This is a genomic window from Phosphitispora fastidiosa (genome assembly GCF_019008365.1).
In the GTDB taxonomy this organism is placed as follows: Bacteria; Bacillota; Thermincolia; order Thermincolales; family UBA2595; genus Phosphitispora; species Phosphitispora fastidiosa.
Map to the genome: position 1 here is coordinate 62680 of NZ_JAHHUL010000002.1, position 16714 is coordinate 79393.

Annotated in this window: 16 protein-coding genes; 2 read left to right on the top strand and 14 right to left on the bottom strand. The window is 48.6% G+C overall.

Translation table 11 applies throughout. The features are described 5' to 3' along the window. The 6 genes from Ga0451573_RS02680 to mraZ form a co-directional block, all read right to left on the bottom strand. Nucleotides 1-1383 carry a UDP-N-acetylmuramoyl-tripeptide--D-alanyl-D-alanine ligase gene (locus Ga0451573_RS02680; RefSeq protein ID WP_231682338.1) on the bottom strand — a complete coding sequence of 461 codons (1383 nt, stop codon included), beginning with the start codon at nucleotides 1381-1383 and terminating at the stop codon, nucleotides 1-3. Next, the gene (locus Ga0451573_RS02685) at nucleotides 1376-2860 is read right to left on the bottom strand and encodes a UDP-N-acetylmuramoyl-L-alanyl-D-glutamate--2,6-diaminopimelate ligase (protein ID WP_231682339.1); all 1485 of its coding nucleotides are present in this window, start codon (nucleotides 2858-2860) and stop codon (nucleotides 1376-1378) included. Before Ga0451573_RS02685 ends, Ga0451573_RS02680 begins: the two co-directional genes overlap by 8 nt. 156 nt (nucleotides 2861-3016) lie before the next feature. Continuing rightward, nucleotides 3017-5146 carry a stage V sporulation protein D gene (locus tag Ga0451573_RS02690; protein ID WP_231682340.1) on the bottom strand — a complete coding sequence of 710 codons (2130 nt, stop codon included), beginning with the start codon at nucleotides 5144-5146 and terminating at the stop codon, nucleotides 3017-3019. 58 nt (nucleotides 5147-5204) lie between these two features. Beyond that, on the bottom strand, nucleotides 5205-5696 hold the full coding sequence (locus tag Ga0451573_RS02695; protein WP_231682341.1) for a hypothetical protein: 492 nt from the start codon (nucleotides 5694-5696) through the stop codon (nucleotides 5205-5207). Nucleotides 5697-5698: 2 nt separating this feature from the next. Continuing rightward, nucleotides 5699-6661, bottom strand: coding sequence for a 16S rRNA (cytosine(1402)-N(4))-methyltransferase RsmH (rsmH, locus tag Ga0451573_RS02700; RefSeq protein ID WP_231682342.1), 963 nt, complete (start codon nucleotides 6659-6661; stop codon nucleotides 5699-5701). Nucleotides 6662-6700: 39 nt separating this feature from the next. Beyond that, a complete protein-coding gene (gene mraZ / locus Ga0451573_RS02705) occupies nucleotides 6701-7138 on the bottom strand; it encodes a division/cell wall cluster transcriptional repressor MraZ (protein ID WP_231682630.1) in 438 nt (145 codons plus the stop codon). Nucleotides 7139-7507: 369 nt separating this feature from the next. Here mraZ and Ga0451573_RS02710 point away from each other — a divergent pair, with 369 nt between their 5' ends. Both Ga0451573_RS02710 and Ga0451573_RS02715 read left to right on the top strand, forming a co-directional pair. Then, the gene (locus tag Ga0451573_RS02710) at nucleotides 7508-7846 is read left to right on the top strand and encodes a DUF3796 domain-containing protein (protein WP_231682343.1); all 339 of its coding nucleotides are present in this window, start codon (nucleotides 7508-7510) and stop codon (nucleotides 7844-7846) included. Next, complete coding sequence (locus Ga0451573_RS02715) at nucleotides 7846-8049, top strand: helix-turn-helix transcriptional regulator (protein ID WP_231682344.1); 204 nt, start codon at nucleotides 7846-7848, stop codon at nucleotides 8047-8049. The genes Ga0451573_RS02710 and Ga0451573_RS02715 overlap by 1 nt, the downstream gene beginning before the upstream one ends. Before the next feature lie 425 nt (nucleotides 8050-8474). Here the strand turns inward: Ga0451573_RS02715 and Ga0451573_RS02720 are convergent, their stop codons facing one another. The 8 genes from Ga0451573_RS02720 to Ga0451573_RS02755 all read right to left on the bottom strand — a co-directional run bounded on the left by Ga0451573_RS02720 (nucleotide 8475) and on the right by Ga0451573_RS02755 (nucleotide 16640). Further along, complete coding sequence (locus tag Ga0451573_RS02720) at nucleotides 8475-9458, bottom strand: metal-dependent hydrolase (protein ID WP_231682345.1); 984 nt, start codon at nucleotides 9456-9458, stop codon at nucleotides 8475-8477. Nucleotides 9459-9569: 111 nt separating this feature from the next. Continuing rightward, complete coding sequence (locus tag Ga0451573_RS02725) at nucleotides 9570-10373, bottom strand: histidinol-phosphatase HisJ family protein (RefSeq protein WP_231682346.1); 804 nt, start codon at nucleotides 10371-10373, stop codon at nucleotides 9570-9572. A 4-nt stretch (nucleotides 10374-10377) separates the two neighbouring features. Then, a complete protein-coding gene (locus tag Ga0451573_RS02730) occupies nucleotides 10378-11898 on the bottom strand; it encodes a vWA domain-containing protein (protein WP_231682347.1) in 1521 nt (506 codons plus the stop codon). A 5-nt stretch (nucleotides 11899-11903) separates the two neighbouring features. Then, nucleotides 11904-13031 (bottom strand): AAA family ATPase, encoded by a 1128-nt coding sequence (locus Ga0451573_RS02735; protein WP_231682348.1) that lies wholly within the window; start codon nucleotides 13029-13031, stop codon nucleotides 11904-11906. 118 nt (nucleotides 13032-13149) lie between these two features. Continuing rightward, nucleotides 13150-13728 (bottom strand): PsbP-related protein, encoded by a 579-nt coding sequence (locus Ga0451573_RS02740; RefSeq protein WP_231682349.1) that lies wholly within the window; start codon nucleotides 13726-13728, stop codon nucleotides 13150-13152. A gap of 41 nt (nucleotides 13729-13769) precedes the next feature. Then, nucleotides 13770-14129 carry a hypothetical protein gene (locus Ga0451573_RS02745; RefSeq protein WP_231682350.1) on the bottom strand — a complete coding sequence of 120 codons (360 nt, stop codon included), beginning with the start codon at nucleotides 14127-14129 and terminating at the stop codon, nucleotides 13770-13772. Nucleotides 14130-14214: 85 nt separating this feature from the next. Further along, a complete protein-coding gene (gene floA / locus Ga0451573_RS02750; protein ID WP_231682351.1) occupies nucleotides 14215-15228 on the bottom strand; it encodes a flotillin-like protein FloA in 1014 nt (337 codons plus the stop codon). Between the two features lie 38 nt (nucleotides 15229-15266). Then, nucleotides 15267-16640, bottom strand: coding sequence for an NfeD family protein (locus Ga0451573_RS02755; RefSeq protein ID WP_231682352.1), 1374 nt, complete (start codon nucleotides 16638-16640; stop codon nucleotides 15267-15269). Between the last annotated feature and the right edge of the window lie 74 nt (nucleotides 16641-16714).

Genomic DNA, 16714 nt, shown 5'->3' on the forward strand with positions numbered 1-16714 from the left:
TTATGTCATCTGCAGGAGGTACTCCACTATACTCTCCATCTTAACTCCGCGCGAACCTTTAACCAGAACCACATCACCGGGCCGGACCACCTTCCCGAGAATTTCTGCGGTTTCTCCGGTAGCATTAAAACTAATAATCTCCACAGGAGGATTTTCCGTCATAGTTGCCCCCAGCGCTATTTCCCGGGCCAGGCTGCCGACTGTAACCAGTACATCCACCTGCCTGTCCGCAGCTGCTTCACCAACCTCCCGGTGTCCGTCAAAAGCCCTTGTCCCCAACTCATACATGTCTCCGAGGATGGCTATTTTTCTTTTCCCCCGGCCCACATCGGCTAGAATTTCCAGAGCTGCCTTAACAGACGCGGGATTGGCATTATAGGTGTCATCAATAACAGTAGCCCTTTTACCCTCTTTAATCCCCAGTCTCATGGATGTAAGCCTGGCATTCCCAAGTCCCTTCTTTATCTTCTCAAGAGAAACCCCGGCCTCCAGACCCACTCCTACAGCAGCCAAGGCATTAAGGACATTATGCCTGCCGGGAATAGGCAGGTTCAGATCGATTTTACCTTCTGAAGTCAGGGCTGTAAAGCTTATGCTTCTGCCTTCCGGACTTCGGATGTCCTGTGCCGTAAGCTGCACATCTCCACCTGTGCCATAAAACACCACCCGGCCCCGGCATCTCGCTGCCTGACCGCGGACCATACAGTCATCCCCATTGAGTATGGCAAACCCCTCAGGATCAATGTGGTCAAGGATCTCACCCTTAGCCCTGGCTATATTGGCAAGCGAACCGAGCCTTTCCAGGTGCGTTTCCCCTATATTTGTAATTACTGCACCATCAGGTTTAGCAATTCCGGCCAGGAGGTCAATTTCCCGGAGTCCCCTCATGCCCATCTCCAAAACAACAGCGCCAAAACTGTTATCCAGTTTAAGCAGTGTCAGGGGCAGTCCAATATGGTTATTCAGGTTCCCGTCAGTCTTCAGGACGGCATACCTCTGTTCCAGGACAGCAGCGATCAGGTCCTTTGTGGTGGTTTTCCCGTTGCTTCCGGTAACCCCTATCACCAGACCGGCAAATTTACTCCTGTTGTGTGCCGCCAGGTCCTGCAGGGCCTTAAGAGTATCCGTGACCAGAATGACCGGTCCCGGCCAGGGTCCGGTATCAACCTCCCGGCTGACTATAACTCCGGCGGCTTTTTGGGATACTGCCCTGTCAATAAAATCATGGGCATCAAAGCGATCTCCCACTAAAGCAATAAAGAGGTCTCCCTCATTAATCTGCCTGGTATCAGTGGACACCCGGTCAAAGAGCACACCGGGGTCACCCTGCAACATTTCCCCCGACACTGCCCCGGCAATTTCTTCCGCAGTGAATTCATACATCTTTTGGTAACATCTCCCTCGCAACTTCACGGTCATCAAAATGGTTAACCTTATCATTGACTATCTGGTATGTTTCATGGCCTTTCCCAGCAATAAGGATTACATCTCCCGCTTCAGCCATCTTTATCGCACTGCCGATGGCCTCTCTGCGGTCAGGAATAATGGAGTATTTCGACCTGTCAGCCGCTCTCCTGACTCCCTCTTCTATCTGGGAGATGATAAAAAGCGGCTCTTCCGTCCTGGGGTTATCTGAGGTCAGGACGGAATAATCACTGAGCCGTGCCGATATTTCCCCCATCACCGGACGCTTTGTCCTATCCCGGTCACCTCCGCAGCCAAACACCGTAATCACCCGTCCTGCAGCGAACTCCCGGGCAGCCCTGATGATATTTTCCAGCCCGTCAGGAGTATGGGCATAGTCAACCAGTACGGTAAAGTCCTGCCCCTCGGAAACTTTTTCCATGCGCCCAGGAACACCTTTAACTGACTCCAAGGCAGCTTTTATCGAATTAATTGCGATACCCTGGCAAATTCCTACTGACAGTGCAGCCAGAGAGTTATAAACATTAAACATTCCCGGCAGATGAATTTCCAGATACAGATCCCCTTTTGGGGTTGCCACATCAAATGCTGCCCTGTCTGCTCTCAAGTTAATATTAAATGCTTTGATATCACAGTCATTTTTGACCCCATAAGTCAACACCCTGCCTTTGGTGGCCTCTATAACGCTCCGGGCGCTGGAGTCATCTACATTTATAATACCATATTTGGGCGCTTGTTTCCCCACATTCCGGTCCAGTCCTGCGAACAGCTTTTTCTTGGCCTCCAGGTAGTTCTCCATATTCCCGTGAAAATCCAGGTGATCCTGAGTAATATTGGTGAAAACAGCATTATCAAATTCAACACCCTCTGTGCGGCCAAGTTCCAGGGCATGTGATGATACTTCCATTACAGCATGGGTAACCCCGCTGTCAACCATCTCTTTCAAAAGCATCTGCAGGTCAAGGGATTCGGGTGTAGTATTGGTGACCGGAAGTACCTTTTCACCTATCTTATTAATTATAGTCCCGATCAGACCAACCTTGTAGCCTTCTTCCTTAAATATCCGCTCTATCAGATATGTCGTGGTGGTTTTCCCATTTGTTCCGGTCAGGCCAATCATAGTGAGTTTACGGGAAGGATGATCAGCCATGGCAGCACTCATTAATGCCAGTGCCTTTCGCGTATCCCGCACGATGACGAGGGGTATCCCCCCGGGGACTTCCACAGGCCTTTGGGCTATGATTGCGGCAGCACCCTGCTCCAAGGCAGACGGGATATACTTGTGACCATCAGTTTTGAAGCCTTCCACACAGACAAACCCGCAGCCCGGTGTCACCTTCCTGGAGTCATAGCTGAGACCGGACAGGATTGTATCAAGGTTTCCCCTTGTTTCTGCAGCTTCCAGGCCAATTATTAAATCACGCAGACTTTTCATGGCAACCTCCGACCTAATATGATGTATTAATTATTATTGGCAGCAAAACACCAATTTATCCATAAATATGCAGCGGGATCGGATGTATCCAAACATCTAATCCCGTCTACAAATCAAAACCTGTCCCAAGTTCAACTGTCGGGCGGAAACAAACTTTTACGGGGATGGTTCCCATACCGGCGGGGAGAAAACCACCGTAACTTCTTCCCCTGACTTCAGCTTGGTTCCCGGTGGCAGCTTCTGTTCCACTACAATCCCTGTTCCCTCCGGGTTTAACTGCAGACCCAGACTTCCCAGAAGCTGGCCCGCTTCCCTCATGGTCATCCCGGTTAAGTCAGGTACAGTGCGTTCCTGACCTTCAGGGATGTTCCCCCCGCGCTGCCCCAGATAAATAATCACCTCTGACCCTGCCGGAATCTTGGCTCCGGCTTTGGGCTGCTGATTATTAATCCACGAACCTTCACCCTCTATCCTGGCCTTTAGTCCAGCTTCCCGCAGGATAATCTGGGCATCCTCAAGGGCTGTGTTGACAACATCAGGAACCAGTACCTGAGCCTGTTCCTCCCTGTTTTCAATTTCTTCCTCACTGAGTTCAGGAGTTACATTGAGATAACGCAGGGTGTCTTTAGAAATATTTTTAAATACCGGCGCTGCCAGCTGCCCACCGTAGTGCATACCAGGCTTTGGTTCATCGATGACAACCAGCAGGGCAATCTTGGGGTCATCAGCCGGAGCAAATCCGGCGAATGAGGCCACATACTTGCCCTGGATATATCCGCCGGGGCCTGCCTTCTGCGCCGTCCCCGTCTTCCCGGCCACCCGGTAGCCTTCAAGATAGGCATTTTTTCCCGTACCTGAATTCACTACCTTCTCCAGTATTAGTGAGAGCTGTCTTGAGGTATCTTTGGATACCACTTGTCTGACAGGCTCAGGTGTATATTCCTTAACCAACTTCCCCTTACTGTCAGTTATTTTTTCGATTATCCTGGGTTTCATCAGCACACCGTCATTAGCTACTGCTGACATTGCCGTGATAAGCTGGAGCGGAGTTACGGATATGGACTGACCCATTGCAATCGTGGCAATATTGACCGGTATGATATCCTTCTCCGGAATCATAATCCCTTTTCCTTCACCACTGAGGTTAATTCCGGTCTTCTGTCCGAAGCCAAAGGCGTTAATATAGCGGTAAAACCTTTCCCCGCCAAGTTTCAGCCCCACTTCCACAAAACCGGTGTTACACGAATTCATGACCACTTCCTCAAACGACTGGGCTCCATGTGCCTGGGGGTATTTCCAGCACTTTATCCGGCGGTCACCTACAGTTGCATACCCGGGATCGTAGAACCGGTCATCAGGCTTTACAGTACCTTCCTCAAGGGCAGCGGCAGAAGTGATGATCTTAAAGGTGGAACCAGGTTCATAATTAAGCTGAATAGCCATATTTCTTCGATTCTGCTCAGGGTATTTGCCATAATCTGCGGGGTCAAAATCAGGTCTTGAACCCATACCGAGGATAGCGCCGGTCTCTGGATCCATCACAATGATAACAGCGCTTTTCGGTTCGTACTGGGTCACAATGTTATCCAGTTCCCGTTCTACAAAATACTGTATAGTTTCATCCAGGGTGAGCCAGACATTATTCCCCGGGTCGGGAGGAATCCGCTCATGCAGGGCCTGGGGAATCTGCCTGCCCCTGGCATCCTTCTCAATGACAATGCGGCCCGGTGTACCTGACAGGTACTCATCCATCTTGACTTCCAGTCCGTCAAGCCCTTTGTTTTCATAACCCACAAATCCAAGGATATGAGAAGCGAGTTTTCCTTTGCTGTAAGAGCGCTTGCTTTCCTCGATGATATCGATTCCAGGCAGGTCCAGTTCTTTAAGTTCCTGGGTTATTTCCGGATCAACCCTTCTTTTAATATATTCAAAATTGGTATTATTGGTAATCCTTTTATACACCGTTTCATATTCCATACCAAGAACTCGGGCAACCTCCCGCGCTGTTTTCTCCGGATCACCGTCTTTTACCAGCGGCGGGAAGGCACAAACAGAATCGGAGCTGATGCTAACCACCAGCTCTTCACCATTTCTGTCATATATAGCCCCCCGCTCAGCCGGGATGGGTATGTCATCCATCCGGTTCAGCTTGGCTTTTTCCTTAAGTTCCTCGCCACGGACGAACTGTATCCACGCCAGTCTTCCGACTAATAAACAAAGAACAACACCAACAACTATAAAAAGTCTGGTAACTCGTTTCCTGATAATTATGCTTGTGGCCTGCACTGAAGTCAACCCCTCTGTTTTCTATTGGTTGCTTCAACTCCGCCCGGTTAAACCCCGGTCATCCGTTGATGAGACTGGCCAGGGCTTGAACCAGAGAATTTCTTTTCTGCTGTTCTTCCACCGGTTCTTCCGGAATCTCAGCAGCAGAAGCAATCCCTATCGCGCCCTTCGAGCCGACGTTAGAATATTCGACGGGGACAAATTCAACTCCTTCTGCCAGCTCTGGTTTTTCCATACCCAGCCGGACAGTCGCCATATACTCTATGTTTTCCAGGGATTTCATTTCATCAATTTTACGCTGCAGAATCTGGTTTTGGGTGTCCAGTTCCTGAAGCTGACTTCTCAGAGCTATAATATCGTAGCCTGCCGAAGCGATCTCCGCGTTCCGGGAAACAAGCAAAAATGCCAGGCAAAGGGTGATTACTGCGATAACGCAGTAAACAAACTTTGTTTTTGCCCTTACCCTGCGGACCTTCCTGACCATGGTCCGGTTATTGTGCTGTTCCAGTGGAAGGTTACGGTAGTCAAAGCTTTCTTTCGCTACTAACAAACTTATTCATCCTCCCCGTTGTTTAGAACTCGGCGCTTTTCAGCTGCTCTGAGTTTGGAGCTTCGGGCACGCGGGTTGGCTTTAAGCTCTTCCTGAGTAGGCAATACAGGCTTTCCGGTAAGGACTTTAACCTGCTGTTTTTTGTTGCACATGCAGACAGGTAACCCCGGAGGACAGACACAGGTTTTTGCCATTTCCCGGAAAACCTCTTTGGCAATTCTGTCCTCAAGAGAATGAAATGATATCACACAAACCCGGCCACCGGGTCTGAGGATATCGACAGCCTCATATAGAGCCTTCTTGAACCTATTCAGTTCATCATTAACAGCAATCCTTAATGCCTGGAAAGTTCGTTTTGCCGGATGTGGGCCTTCCCTTCTGGCACCAGCCGGGACAGCCTTTTTGATAATCTCTACAAGCTCCCCCGTTGTATGTATGGGACGTTTCGCCCGGTGGTCAACAATAAACCGGGCAATCCTTCTGGCCCAATTCTCTTCCCCATAGTCTCTAATGATCCCAGTCAACTCGTCTTCAGTCTTTTCATTGACAATTTGCTCTGCTGTCAACAAATCTCCGGGGTTCATCCGCATGTCCAGGGGCGCATCCTGCATATAGCTAAAGCCGCGCTCTCCCTCATCAAGCTGGTGTGATGACACTCCAAGGTCAAAAAGGACCCCATCTGCTTCACCCAGGTTCAGTTCTGCGAAAATTTCTTTTAACCGGTAATAATTACTGTGAACATAAACAATACTGCTGCCAAAACTCTCAAGCCTTTTACGTGCAGCTTCCAATGCATTGGGGTCCTGATCAATGCCAATGACCCGGCCACCGGGTTGGATTTTTTTTATTATCTCTGTGGTATGCCCGCCTCCACCCAGTGTGCAATCTACATATGTTCCACCCTGCCTAAGATTCAGATACGTCATAACTTCGTCCAACATTACCGGAACATGGTGGAAATTCATCCCGCCTTCACCTTCTAAACATTTTTACATTCTCTCTACTTAAATACCGAGGTCAAACTCAACAATTTTCTCTGCAATTTCCTCATAAGTTGGTTCAGCTTCACTGCTGTATTTATTCCAGTTTTCCCTGCTCCAAATCTCGACTTTAGTGGATACTCCCAATACCACCGCATCCTTTTCCAAGGCAGCGTGTTCCCTGAGATTTGCTGGGAGTAATATCCTGCCCTGTTTGTCCAGTTCACATTCAGTGGCTCCTGAAAAAAACAGTCTGGCAAAGGCCCTGGCATCCTTACTGGTTGATGGAATCGTTTTGAATTTTTGTTCTATCTGCTGCCAGGCTTCCATAGGGTAAACAAACAGGCAGTTATCCAGGCCTTTTGTAGCAATAAACTTTTCGCCAAGCCCCTCCCTGAACTTCTGGGGGATAATCAGCCTCCCCTTTGGATCTACGGTATGTTGATACTCCCCCACAAACATCGGCCTGTTCACCTGCCTCCACATAAGCGGGCTTCCGGAACACTTCCCCCCACTTATCCCCACTTTATACCACTGTTATTCTTCATAATCGATAAAACTCCTCCTAAACTTTAGGGTTTTTTGAAAAATAATTTTCAATGAATATCCCCGTTTTTCTTGGTTTTATTGACAAAAGCTCATCAACGCACAATATGTTGTGCTCCGGCTTAGCAGCAACCTCTATTGGTTGTGTTTTTGTTTTTATAAGAAAAAATTAAAATAGACGTTTCCCCCGTTATTGCGATTGTGGCAAAAGCGCTTGACAATGTGCCTGTAATGTTATATATTTATAACATAAAGTTATTTATTTATAACATTGGAGGGAGCTATATGAAAACCAGTTGGCTTAAGTATTTAGGTTTTTTAGGATTGATAGGTTTATTGAGTCTGGTTACGGGTAATTGGGGACTGATTGGATTCTTCGGCTTTTTTAGTTTTTTTGGATTTGGGAAATATCTTAATGACGAACGATTTGAAACCAATGTAAATAAGGCAGCAAAGAACTGCTTTATATCCTCATTAATTGTTTATGCTGTAGCCAATATAGTATTTGCTTTTATGCCAGACTTTAAGGTTTATGCTTTTGCATTCGCACTGAACTTTTTGCTTATAATACTGGTGTTTGTAATATCCTTAAGAGTCTATGAGGGACAGGTGATCAATGATTAATGGCACTAGAAACTAAAATTAAAGAGTTTCGGGCTAAAATAAATATGACTCAGGAAGATCTGGCCAAAGCAGTGGGAGTTCGCAGAGAAACAGTAATTCACCTGGAGAAGGGAAAATACAATCCTTCATTGAAGCTTGCACACGATATAGCCCAAACTTTAAATACAACCATCGATGAATTGTTTACCTTTACTGATGATTAACACCCCCATTTTGCGGAGTTGATATCAGCAGCTATGAGTCAGCCTACCCCAGTATCTGATAAGATTAAAAAAACCCTCTACGTAGCTAAGATAGCTTAAGTAGAGGGCTGCATTATTTTTGAATGTTACAAAGTATTATTAAGACAGGGGTGGATGTGTTCCGGAAGGCGGTGTCTGTCGTCCGTCCGGCCCACCTTGCAGTTCTCAACGGTTTCTATTACCCCGTTCATTACTTAATGGGGTTGCCGCTGTAATTGACCATAAATATAAGGAGAGGCAGATATTTTCCGGAACGACGAGTCTGATGTCAGCTTGTCGGCGAGCCGCAAATGCGGGAGCCGGTAACAAGCTGAATTGTTGCCGTCGTGCAGGAAAATATCTGCCTCTCTATACGTTATGGTTAAATTTCTAGGCTCCCTATTTAGTTATGAAGCTTCCTCCTGAAGGAAATCTTCAAGTTTTCTCCTGCGGCGACGCACCGGTTTCTTGACCTGCAGCTTTTCACCGGTAACCGTGCCGCAATCACTCAGGTAAACAGTGACACCATGCACCCCGCCCAGGTTAAGCAGTTGGGCATCACACCATTCCACCCGATACCCGCCATCGATCCTGTTGAAATTGTAAAAGGGGAACCGCGCTCTTTTCAGAAAAACATCCACCAGTTCTGAATCACATGACTGCTTGATACACCTGTGATAGGAGGCGGAAACAAACTCCCGGGCAGCCAGAATCTCTTCTTTTCTGGTATCGACACTCACATAAAGGTACTGGCTCCTGGCCTTATAAATAACGTCCCACTTAAAAGGGCTGATGGCAGAAGGCAGCACATAGACCTCGGCATCTTTAAACCTGGGACCCATTTCCCCTGCAGCCATTCTCCGGGCCCTGCGCTTTTGAAATACCCGGAGCAGCAGGTAAGAAGCAATCAGTGCAAAGCCTAGCATAAAAAACATCTTTTCATGGCCCGGAAAATGGTATGCCAGGTAAACACTGCCAACCATTGAAGTTATCATCACGGGATCACAGAACCAAATCAAGTCAAAACCATACTTTTTGGATGAAAACGGGTAAAAAAGCGGCAGCCCCCACGGTGTGAATGAGTCCATCACCAAATGACCCGCCAGACCCGCGCCAACCATGATAAAAATGGCTGCAAAACTGTCCAGTGGAGTAAAAAAGTAAATTCCACCCGAAATCAGCGCCCACAGTACGGCTGCGCCAAGCAGGGAATGAGTTATTTCACGGTGATATTTATAAAATGTCTTTGGTCCCTTCAGGCCTGCTACAATATCCAGGTCTGGGGCAATATTGGCAATTATCATTGTCACAGTACCGGCAAGACCAAATTTCTGGTTAAGCCCGAGCCCGGCCATCATTGTACCCATCAAGCCGTGAGAAATCAAATCCACAAACAATCATCCTTTCATTAACCCCTGGGTTTGTCTTCTAGCCATTAGTATAGCTAGAAAATCCAATTAATAGTATATCATATTAAACCTATTTTAGCACTATGAAAACAATTAAATCTGATAGTAATTTTTGTTTCGTCCCGTAAAAGTAACTACCTTGGTATAACCGGCACTCTTTAAGGCTGCAATAGCTGCCCTGAAGTCCATTCCCACCTGCTGCGGCAGATGGGCATCCGAACCCAGGGTAACAGGCACCTTATATTTGTGGCAAAGCTTCAGAAAGTCGATATGGGGATAAATTTCCCCTGCCGGCACCCTTAGTCCGGCGGTACTTACTTCCACACAAACCCCGGCTGCAGCAATTTCCCGGACAGTATCCTCATAAATCCCTATAATATCATTATCGGGCCGGAACCCAAATTTCTTTATCAGGTCGGGATGGGCCATACTGTCAAAAATACCGCTGGACGCCGCTTTCTTTACAGTTTCAAAATACACCCGGTATAGCTCATACAGGTCCCACTTGTCATATTCCTTCCTGTGCGAAGGATTGTCAAAACCCCAGCCATTGAGATAGTGTATTGAGCCTAATATATAATCAAAATCGTACCTTTTCAGCACTTCCATGAGCTCTTTTTCCATACCTGGTATAAAATCCGCTTCAATGCCAAGCTTAATGGGAAAAGGATAATACTTTTCCTGCATTTCCCGGACCCGCCTCACATATGTATCCAGCTCCTCATCCTTCATGGCAATAGAAGAGTCCCTCTCTCCGGCAGGCAGAAAATACATCGGGATATGGTCGGAAAAGCCTATTTCCTGGAGTCCCTTCTGCTGACCAGCGGCAGCATACTCCTCCATTTCACCCGAAGCATGGCCGCACATTTTAGTGTGGATGTGATAATCAACCGGCATCAGATCACCCTCCCTGCATCTGCCCGAATAATTCCCCGGCAACGTCGATGCCCTTTAAGTCTTTACTAACCAATAGTTCATCGCAAAAAGTCTCCACAGGCGATTTGGAAACATTCCCATAGTTCACCATTACCGCAACCGTCCTGAATCGCCGGGCCCTTTTGGCAGCTGCAAACCCGGCCAGAAACTCCCTGCTAACACTGCATACCCCATCAGTAATAAAAACGATATCCGCCCCGGGGTATTTATCCTTTTCCAGGTAACGAAGAGCCTCATGCAAAGGTTTTTCAAAATCAGTCCCTGCCGAGCAAAGAAAATGTTCCCCTATTTCGACAAGCTGTTCCGGGGTGCAGCGCCCCTTTGGGATATCAAAAACCCTAAGTTCATCATCGGGACCGCCAAACATAATGACAACAAAATCCCTCTTCTGAGAAACCGCAATTTCCATCAAAGCAATGGCAATGGCCTTGCTGGTTTCCTCTTTGGGCCCCTGCATAGAACCGGAATTATCCAAGCAGATTATCAGGCTGCCCTTTCCCTGAGGACGTTTTGCCTTCAGGTCATAAAGACAGAGGGTTTCATCAGCATACTTCTTCTTGAAGAGGTTTTTTTTGAATGGGTCAAAATAGTCCAGCCACTCCTCAGGAACAACCACGGAAAGGTCATTGCCATAATCTATGCCCCGCACCTCAGATATGTCCTCCAGTCCGGAACGCCCCGTCCGCTGCTCCCTGACCTCCCGGAGGCGGCCAACCCTGTCAGCAAGCCTCTTGAGCTTGGGAGAATGATAATACGTCTCTACCAGTTTCAGGTGATTACCCAAATCGCCCCTGGTCCAGACCCCTTTATTGTCACCCAGGCCTTCATTTCCCGTCTCAAAGCGGGCCCTCTTTTCGCCCTTTGTGTCACTGTTCCCCGAGATGGCGGTGCGTCTGCTTCCCGAGGTATTCCAGAGCATACTGAGCCTCGCTGCCAGGTTCCTGAGCTTTTTTTGGCTTTCTTCAGACTTGACCTGCCACTCCCGGGCAGTGTTCTCATATGCCAGCCTGATATCTTCCCTGGTGGAATCCGCGGCAATCCGAGCTATCTTGGTAGATACCTCCCTGTTTAGAAGAGCAGCTTCAAGCTCCTCTTCACTGACAAAAATCTCATTGGCGGTGTCCGCTATCTCCCGGGGCAGGCCCGCAAGGACCAGTTCCGCAAAATACATAGCTGTAATCCCCGAAGCCGGCAGGTTACCCCTGCTAAACGACCTGGCATTTTTGAACTCCCGGCTTTTCATAAGCTGTTCCAGTACCAGCCGGTTCAGCCTCGCCCCTGTAGAAACTTCATTGATGGAATGCAGCCTCGGGGAATCCTGGTAGAGAGCATAAAAGATGTCCTCCACCAAAAAAGGGAACAGGCTGACAGACCGTTCCCCATTAGCCAGCAGTCTTCCCAATTCCCCGGAATGCCGTCCCAGCCATTCATAAATCTCTTTGGCGGATGTATTAAGAATAACAGCATTTCTTTTTAAAACCATCATATCACCTACACCATCTCGGCATCCATGTCAAGACATTCCCTGATAATCTCCGCATGTATCTCCTCGACCCCGGCGGCGGCATCCCGCAGAACAGAACCAGGGATACCGGCAAGCTCCGTGAGTTCTCTCAGCCGGTCTGTAATTTCAGCCAGCCGGGTATTCATTTCTCCGCCAAGGATCTGTCTCCGGGCCCGGTCATCCAGCGACCTGAACCGGTCCCTGATCTGCCGGGCTTCTGTTAACAATTCTGCAGCCTGGGATTCAACAGTCATTTTCACTGTAAACAAGACCTCGCGGAACACCTTTTTATCCTCAGGCTGAATCCAGAATATATCCCCCAGGACCCCGAGGTCGTCCAATTCAACTCCACTGCGCCCATACAACCAGGCATGTGCCTGCAGAACCTTGCGGCTCTCACGGAACCGCCTGTCTGAGACGGCCACACCGGCCTCTCTCAGCTTAATCACCAGACTGATGACCTTATTAACAATATCTTCAGAAACCTCAACCTCCCTGACCTCAGACTGCCATTGCCTCAATTCACCGAGAGTGTACCGGGTAAATTTCCCGGTATCGGGCAGGGTAAAAAGCCTGCGCAGGTTTTCTATATCCCTGATATAATCGAGTTCGAAACGGAACAGGAACCTATCATAAAAAGCCTGCAGTTCGTCTCCGGTCTCAGACGGAAGTTGATTGGTAGCCCCTACCATCATTATCAGAGGCACTTCGACCACATCTGTCCCGTTATGATAGCGCCTTTCATTAAGAATGGTGAGAATTGTGTTTGCACAACTGCTGTTGGAATTAAAAATTTCATCCAGAAAAACAAAATGAGAGTCAGCTATTTTGCCGGTCAGCACCCGTTTATATTCATCGTTTTCCAGGCCTTTCAGGGAAACGGAGCCGATAATTTCATCAGGCTTGGTAAATTTCGTCATCAGATACGAAAAGTGCCTGCCCCCATCAAGCCGCCCGCCAAATTCATTGACAAGCATACTCTTGGCAGTCCCCGGCGGTCCGATAAACAACACATGCTGTCCGGTCAGCATACCCATGAACAATCCGTCAATCAACCCGGCCCTTTCAAGTACGGTCTGTGATAGCTCGTCCCTTATCTGTGCAATCTTGTGCAAAACGTGCCCGCTCCTTTTTGTAAGTATTACGGGCCGGAGGCAGGGTTTTTGACAAACAACCTAACGCCGCAGCCGGCCTCAAAACCAGGATATTGTTTAATTATATCATATTAATTCATTATTCAACACTTTTAATCGTCAGGCTTTCCACCATTTCATCAGCCAGCCTGGCATACTGCTTTTGCTGGGTTTCCGGGTAAAAAAAGCTGAACCTGCATACCTTTTCCCCGTTCTGAAAAAAGTATTCTGCAGCATTTAAACGCGCCTCTCCGTTACCCCGGCTGTAAGTGAGCACATAACCCTGTTTACTGCCTTTCATTTCCTGTCTGAAATTCAGCGAATCATAACCCGGAACCATGCTCTTCTGTGATTCCAGGACGTATTCCGGAATAGGGCCGGAAAGTTTCATTACCTGTACAAAGCCGTGGGCTTTCTTGTCCGGACTCACGAAAGTAACATTTTCAAGGATTTCGCCACCCGAATAGTCCTTTTCAGTCCTAAGCACCCAGTCCTGGGGATAATCGAAACTCAACCCCTCAGCCGCAGAGCTGTAAGTCAGCATCCTGGCTGCATTCCCTGCCACATCAGCAGCCGGGATGTAATAACTGGCTGCCAGGAGCGGGCACATTACCCCCAAAACCATAGCCACTGTCCAAATCAGTTTTCGCTTCCCCAGAATAATCAGCGCTCTCTTCACAAAAAACCACCTCCGGTAATATATATGAGGTGGTGGACAGTTTAATTCTGCCTCTTTTTTCTCAGTGCCAGAGGAGGCTGGAGAACCTCACTCATAATAATCCCATTGACCACATCCCGATAATCAATAGCCGCCGGTGCTTCATCAGACCGGTCTATTATCTGAGGTATGCCTTCCCGGCGCTGGTCTGCTGCCCGGGATGTACCGCGTTCTGAATCCTTGTTTGCAGCAACGCTCTTGGGCCGACGGGCCTCCGCTGCATCGGTCTCCTGTCCGTCGGCATCCTGGGTTCCCGGCAGCTGCCATCCACCGGGGAAATCCTCCATCATCTCCGGCAGCTTTTTCCCCAGAGCCTTGAACAGAAAATATCCGATAAAAATAATTATCCAGAATATATCCAATATAAACCCTCCCGGTTCAACTATTGCCGGAACCTTCGCGGTTCAGTTGCAGTAACTCACACTATGTTAAATCACAAAGTAAGTACTACCTATCCTTTCGTTTACCGCGATCACCTTCCGAGCTGTCTGCTTTAGGACCAGTTTTGCTTATAGCATCCCTCATCTGGGTATCGGCCAGAATATTTTGCATGTTATAGTAATCCATTACTCCCATCCTGCCGTTTTTCAATGCCTCGGCCATAGCTTCAGGCACCTGGGCTTCCGCTTCTACAACTTTGGCCCTCATTTCCTGGACAGAGGCCTTCATTTCCTGCTCTCTGGCAACTGCCATAGCCCGGCGTTCCTCAGCCTTGGCCTGAGCAATCTGTTTATCGGCTTCAGCCTGATCGGTCTGGAGCTGAGCGCCTATGTTCCGGCCAACATCAACATCGGCAATATCAATGGAAAGTATCTCAAAAGCAGTTCCGGCATCAAGGCCTTTGCCTAACACAGTCTGTGAAATCATATCCGGGTTTTCCAGCACTGCCTTGTGGTGGTCAGCTGAACCAACTGTGGTGACGACACCTTCACCGACGCGGGCAATAATAGTCTCCTCCCCGGCGCCGCCTACCAAACGGTCAATGTTGGCCCTCACGGTAACCCTGGCAATAGCCTTGACTTCGATTCCATCCTTGGCCACCGCAGATATCAGCGGTGTTTCAATAACCTTGGGATTAACACTCATCTGGACAGCTTCCAGGACATTCCTCCCGGCAAGATCAATAGCCGCCGCCCTTTCAAAGGCAAGGGGGATATTGGCCCTTTCAGCTGCAATCAGGGCATCAACAACCCTGTCCACATTTCCCCCGGCAAGGTAATGAGCCTCCAGCTGGTTAGCCGTGACCACCAGGCCTGCCTTGTCCGCCTTAATCAGGGGATTGACAATCCGGGCCGGGGGCACCCTTCTCAGGCGCATCCCTACCAATGTAATTATACCAATTTTGACCCCTGCCGCCAGTGCGGAAATCCACAGCCCCACAGGAATAAAACTCAGAATAATAGACACAGCGATAAGACCAACAGCTAATAGAAACAAAGGTATCAACGCAGCAATATCCATTTTATTACCTCCCTACATTATTTTAAAGCTACATTATTCTAAAGCTTCCTTACCACAACCCGGCTGCCTTCAACCAGAATTACCCTGATAGGGGCTCCCGCCGGGATAAAGCCGCCCTCACTAACCACATCCACCCGGTCACCGGCAAACTCGGCGGTCCCGGCAGGCCTCAGTGGAGTGACAGCCGTTCCCTCCATGCCCTGGTATTTTCCCATTCCCTTTTTGGGAGTAATATAACCAGTGGCGGTATTCAGCTTTGTCCCCAGGACCAGCCTGTCCCACATTCCGCGGCGGCCCAGAACTTTAATAAACACATACAGCATAACTATGCTGCCGGCCAGAGCCACAGTGAGAGAAATCACAGCCTGCAGCGGACTCGTTGAAGCCAGAAAAACACTCCAGACGACCATTCCCAATCCCAGCAGACCGGCCGCCCCAAACCCCGGAATAACGAAAATCTCCAATAATAAGGCAGTTATCCCTATGGCAAACACAAAAACCGCCAGCCACCCTGTAACTCCCGCCATCATATGGCCTGCGAAGTAGACTCCCAGGGAAGCAAGGCCAATAATACCAGGTACTCCGAAGCCAGGGGCAAATGCTTCTGTAATAAGACCGGCAAAACCAATCAACAGTAAAATGGGACTGATAAAGGGGTTAATAGTCCACCACGCCAGGGTTTCCCCAAATCCTGGTTTGTATTCAACAGGCCGGTAGGTAACTTCATCCGCTACTTCCAGTTCAGCCACCAGGGCATTGCGGTTCCGGACCACTTTGTCGGCAAGACCCAGTTCAACCGCTTTATCAGCTGAAAGGGAAAGGATCTCACCTGCCTTTTTGAGATCTTTAATGACAAGTTCCCTGTCTGCCATACCGCGAACTATGACGGTACTGCGCCCGCGCGCGGAGGCAGCCGATTCCAGATCGGAAATCCATGACCCCAGGATTTTGGGGGTATTGGGAACCGGTTCAGCCGCCCCAATGCTGGACCCCGGCATCATGTATATCTTTTCCCCGGCGAGGGATATCAATACCCCTGCCGACTTGGCCTGGCCGGTGACAAATGCTGCAGTGGGTATCTTCGCAGAAAATATCGCATTCTTGATTGACTGTGCTGCTGTAATTACCCCGCCCGGTGTGTCAATTTCAAGGACAATCTTCCCGGCGCCGCTGTTTTCAGCCCTGGCGATACTCCGTTCCACAAAACCGGCCAGTCCTGGCTCTATCTGCCCTTTAACGGAAATAAAAACAATGTCATTTCCCGGTGTTTCGGCTGACCCCAGTCCTGTCCGGAGCAGAAACCCAACAATAATCATCATCAGACAGCACGTAATACGTAAATAGCGGCTTTTCAGAACTATCCCTCCCGTAAACCTCGCTTCATCCTTACACCTTATTATTCCTCCAGGCATCGTTTTTGAATCCGTAAAAATCATCCTGATGGATAAAAAAAAAGCTCATTCCCAGTTTATAGGAACCTGAGCTC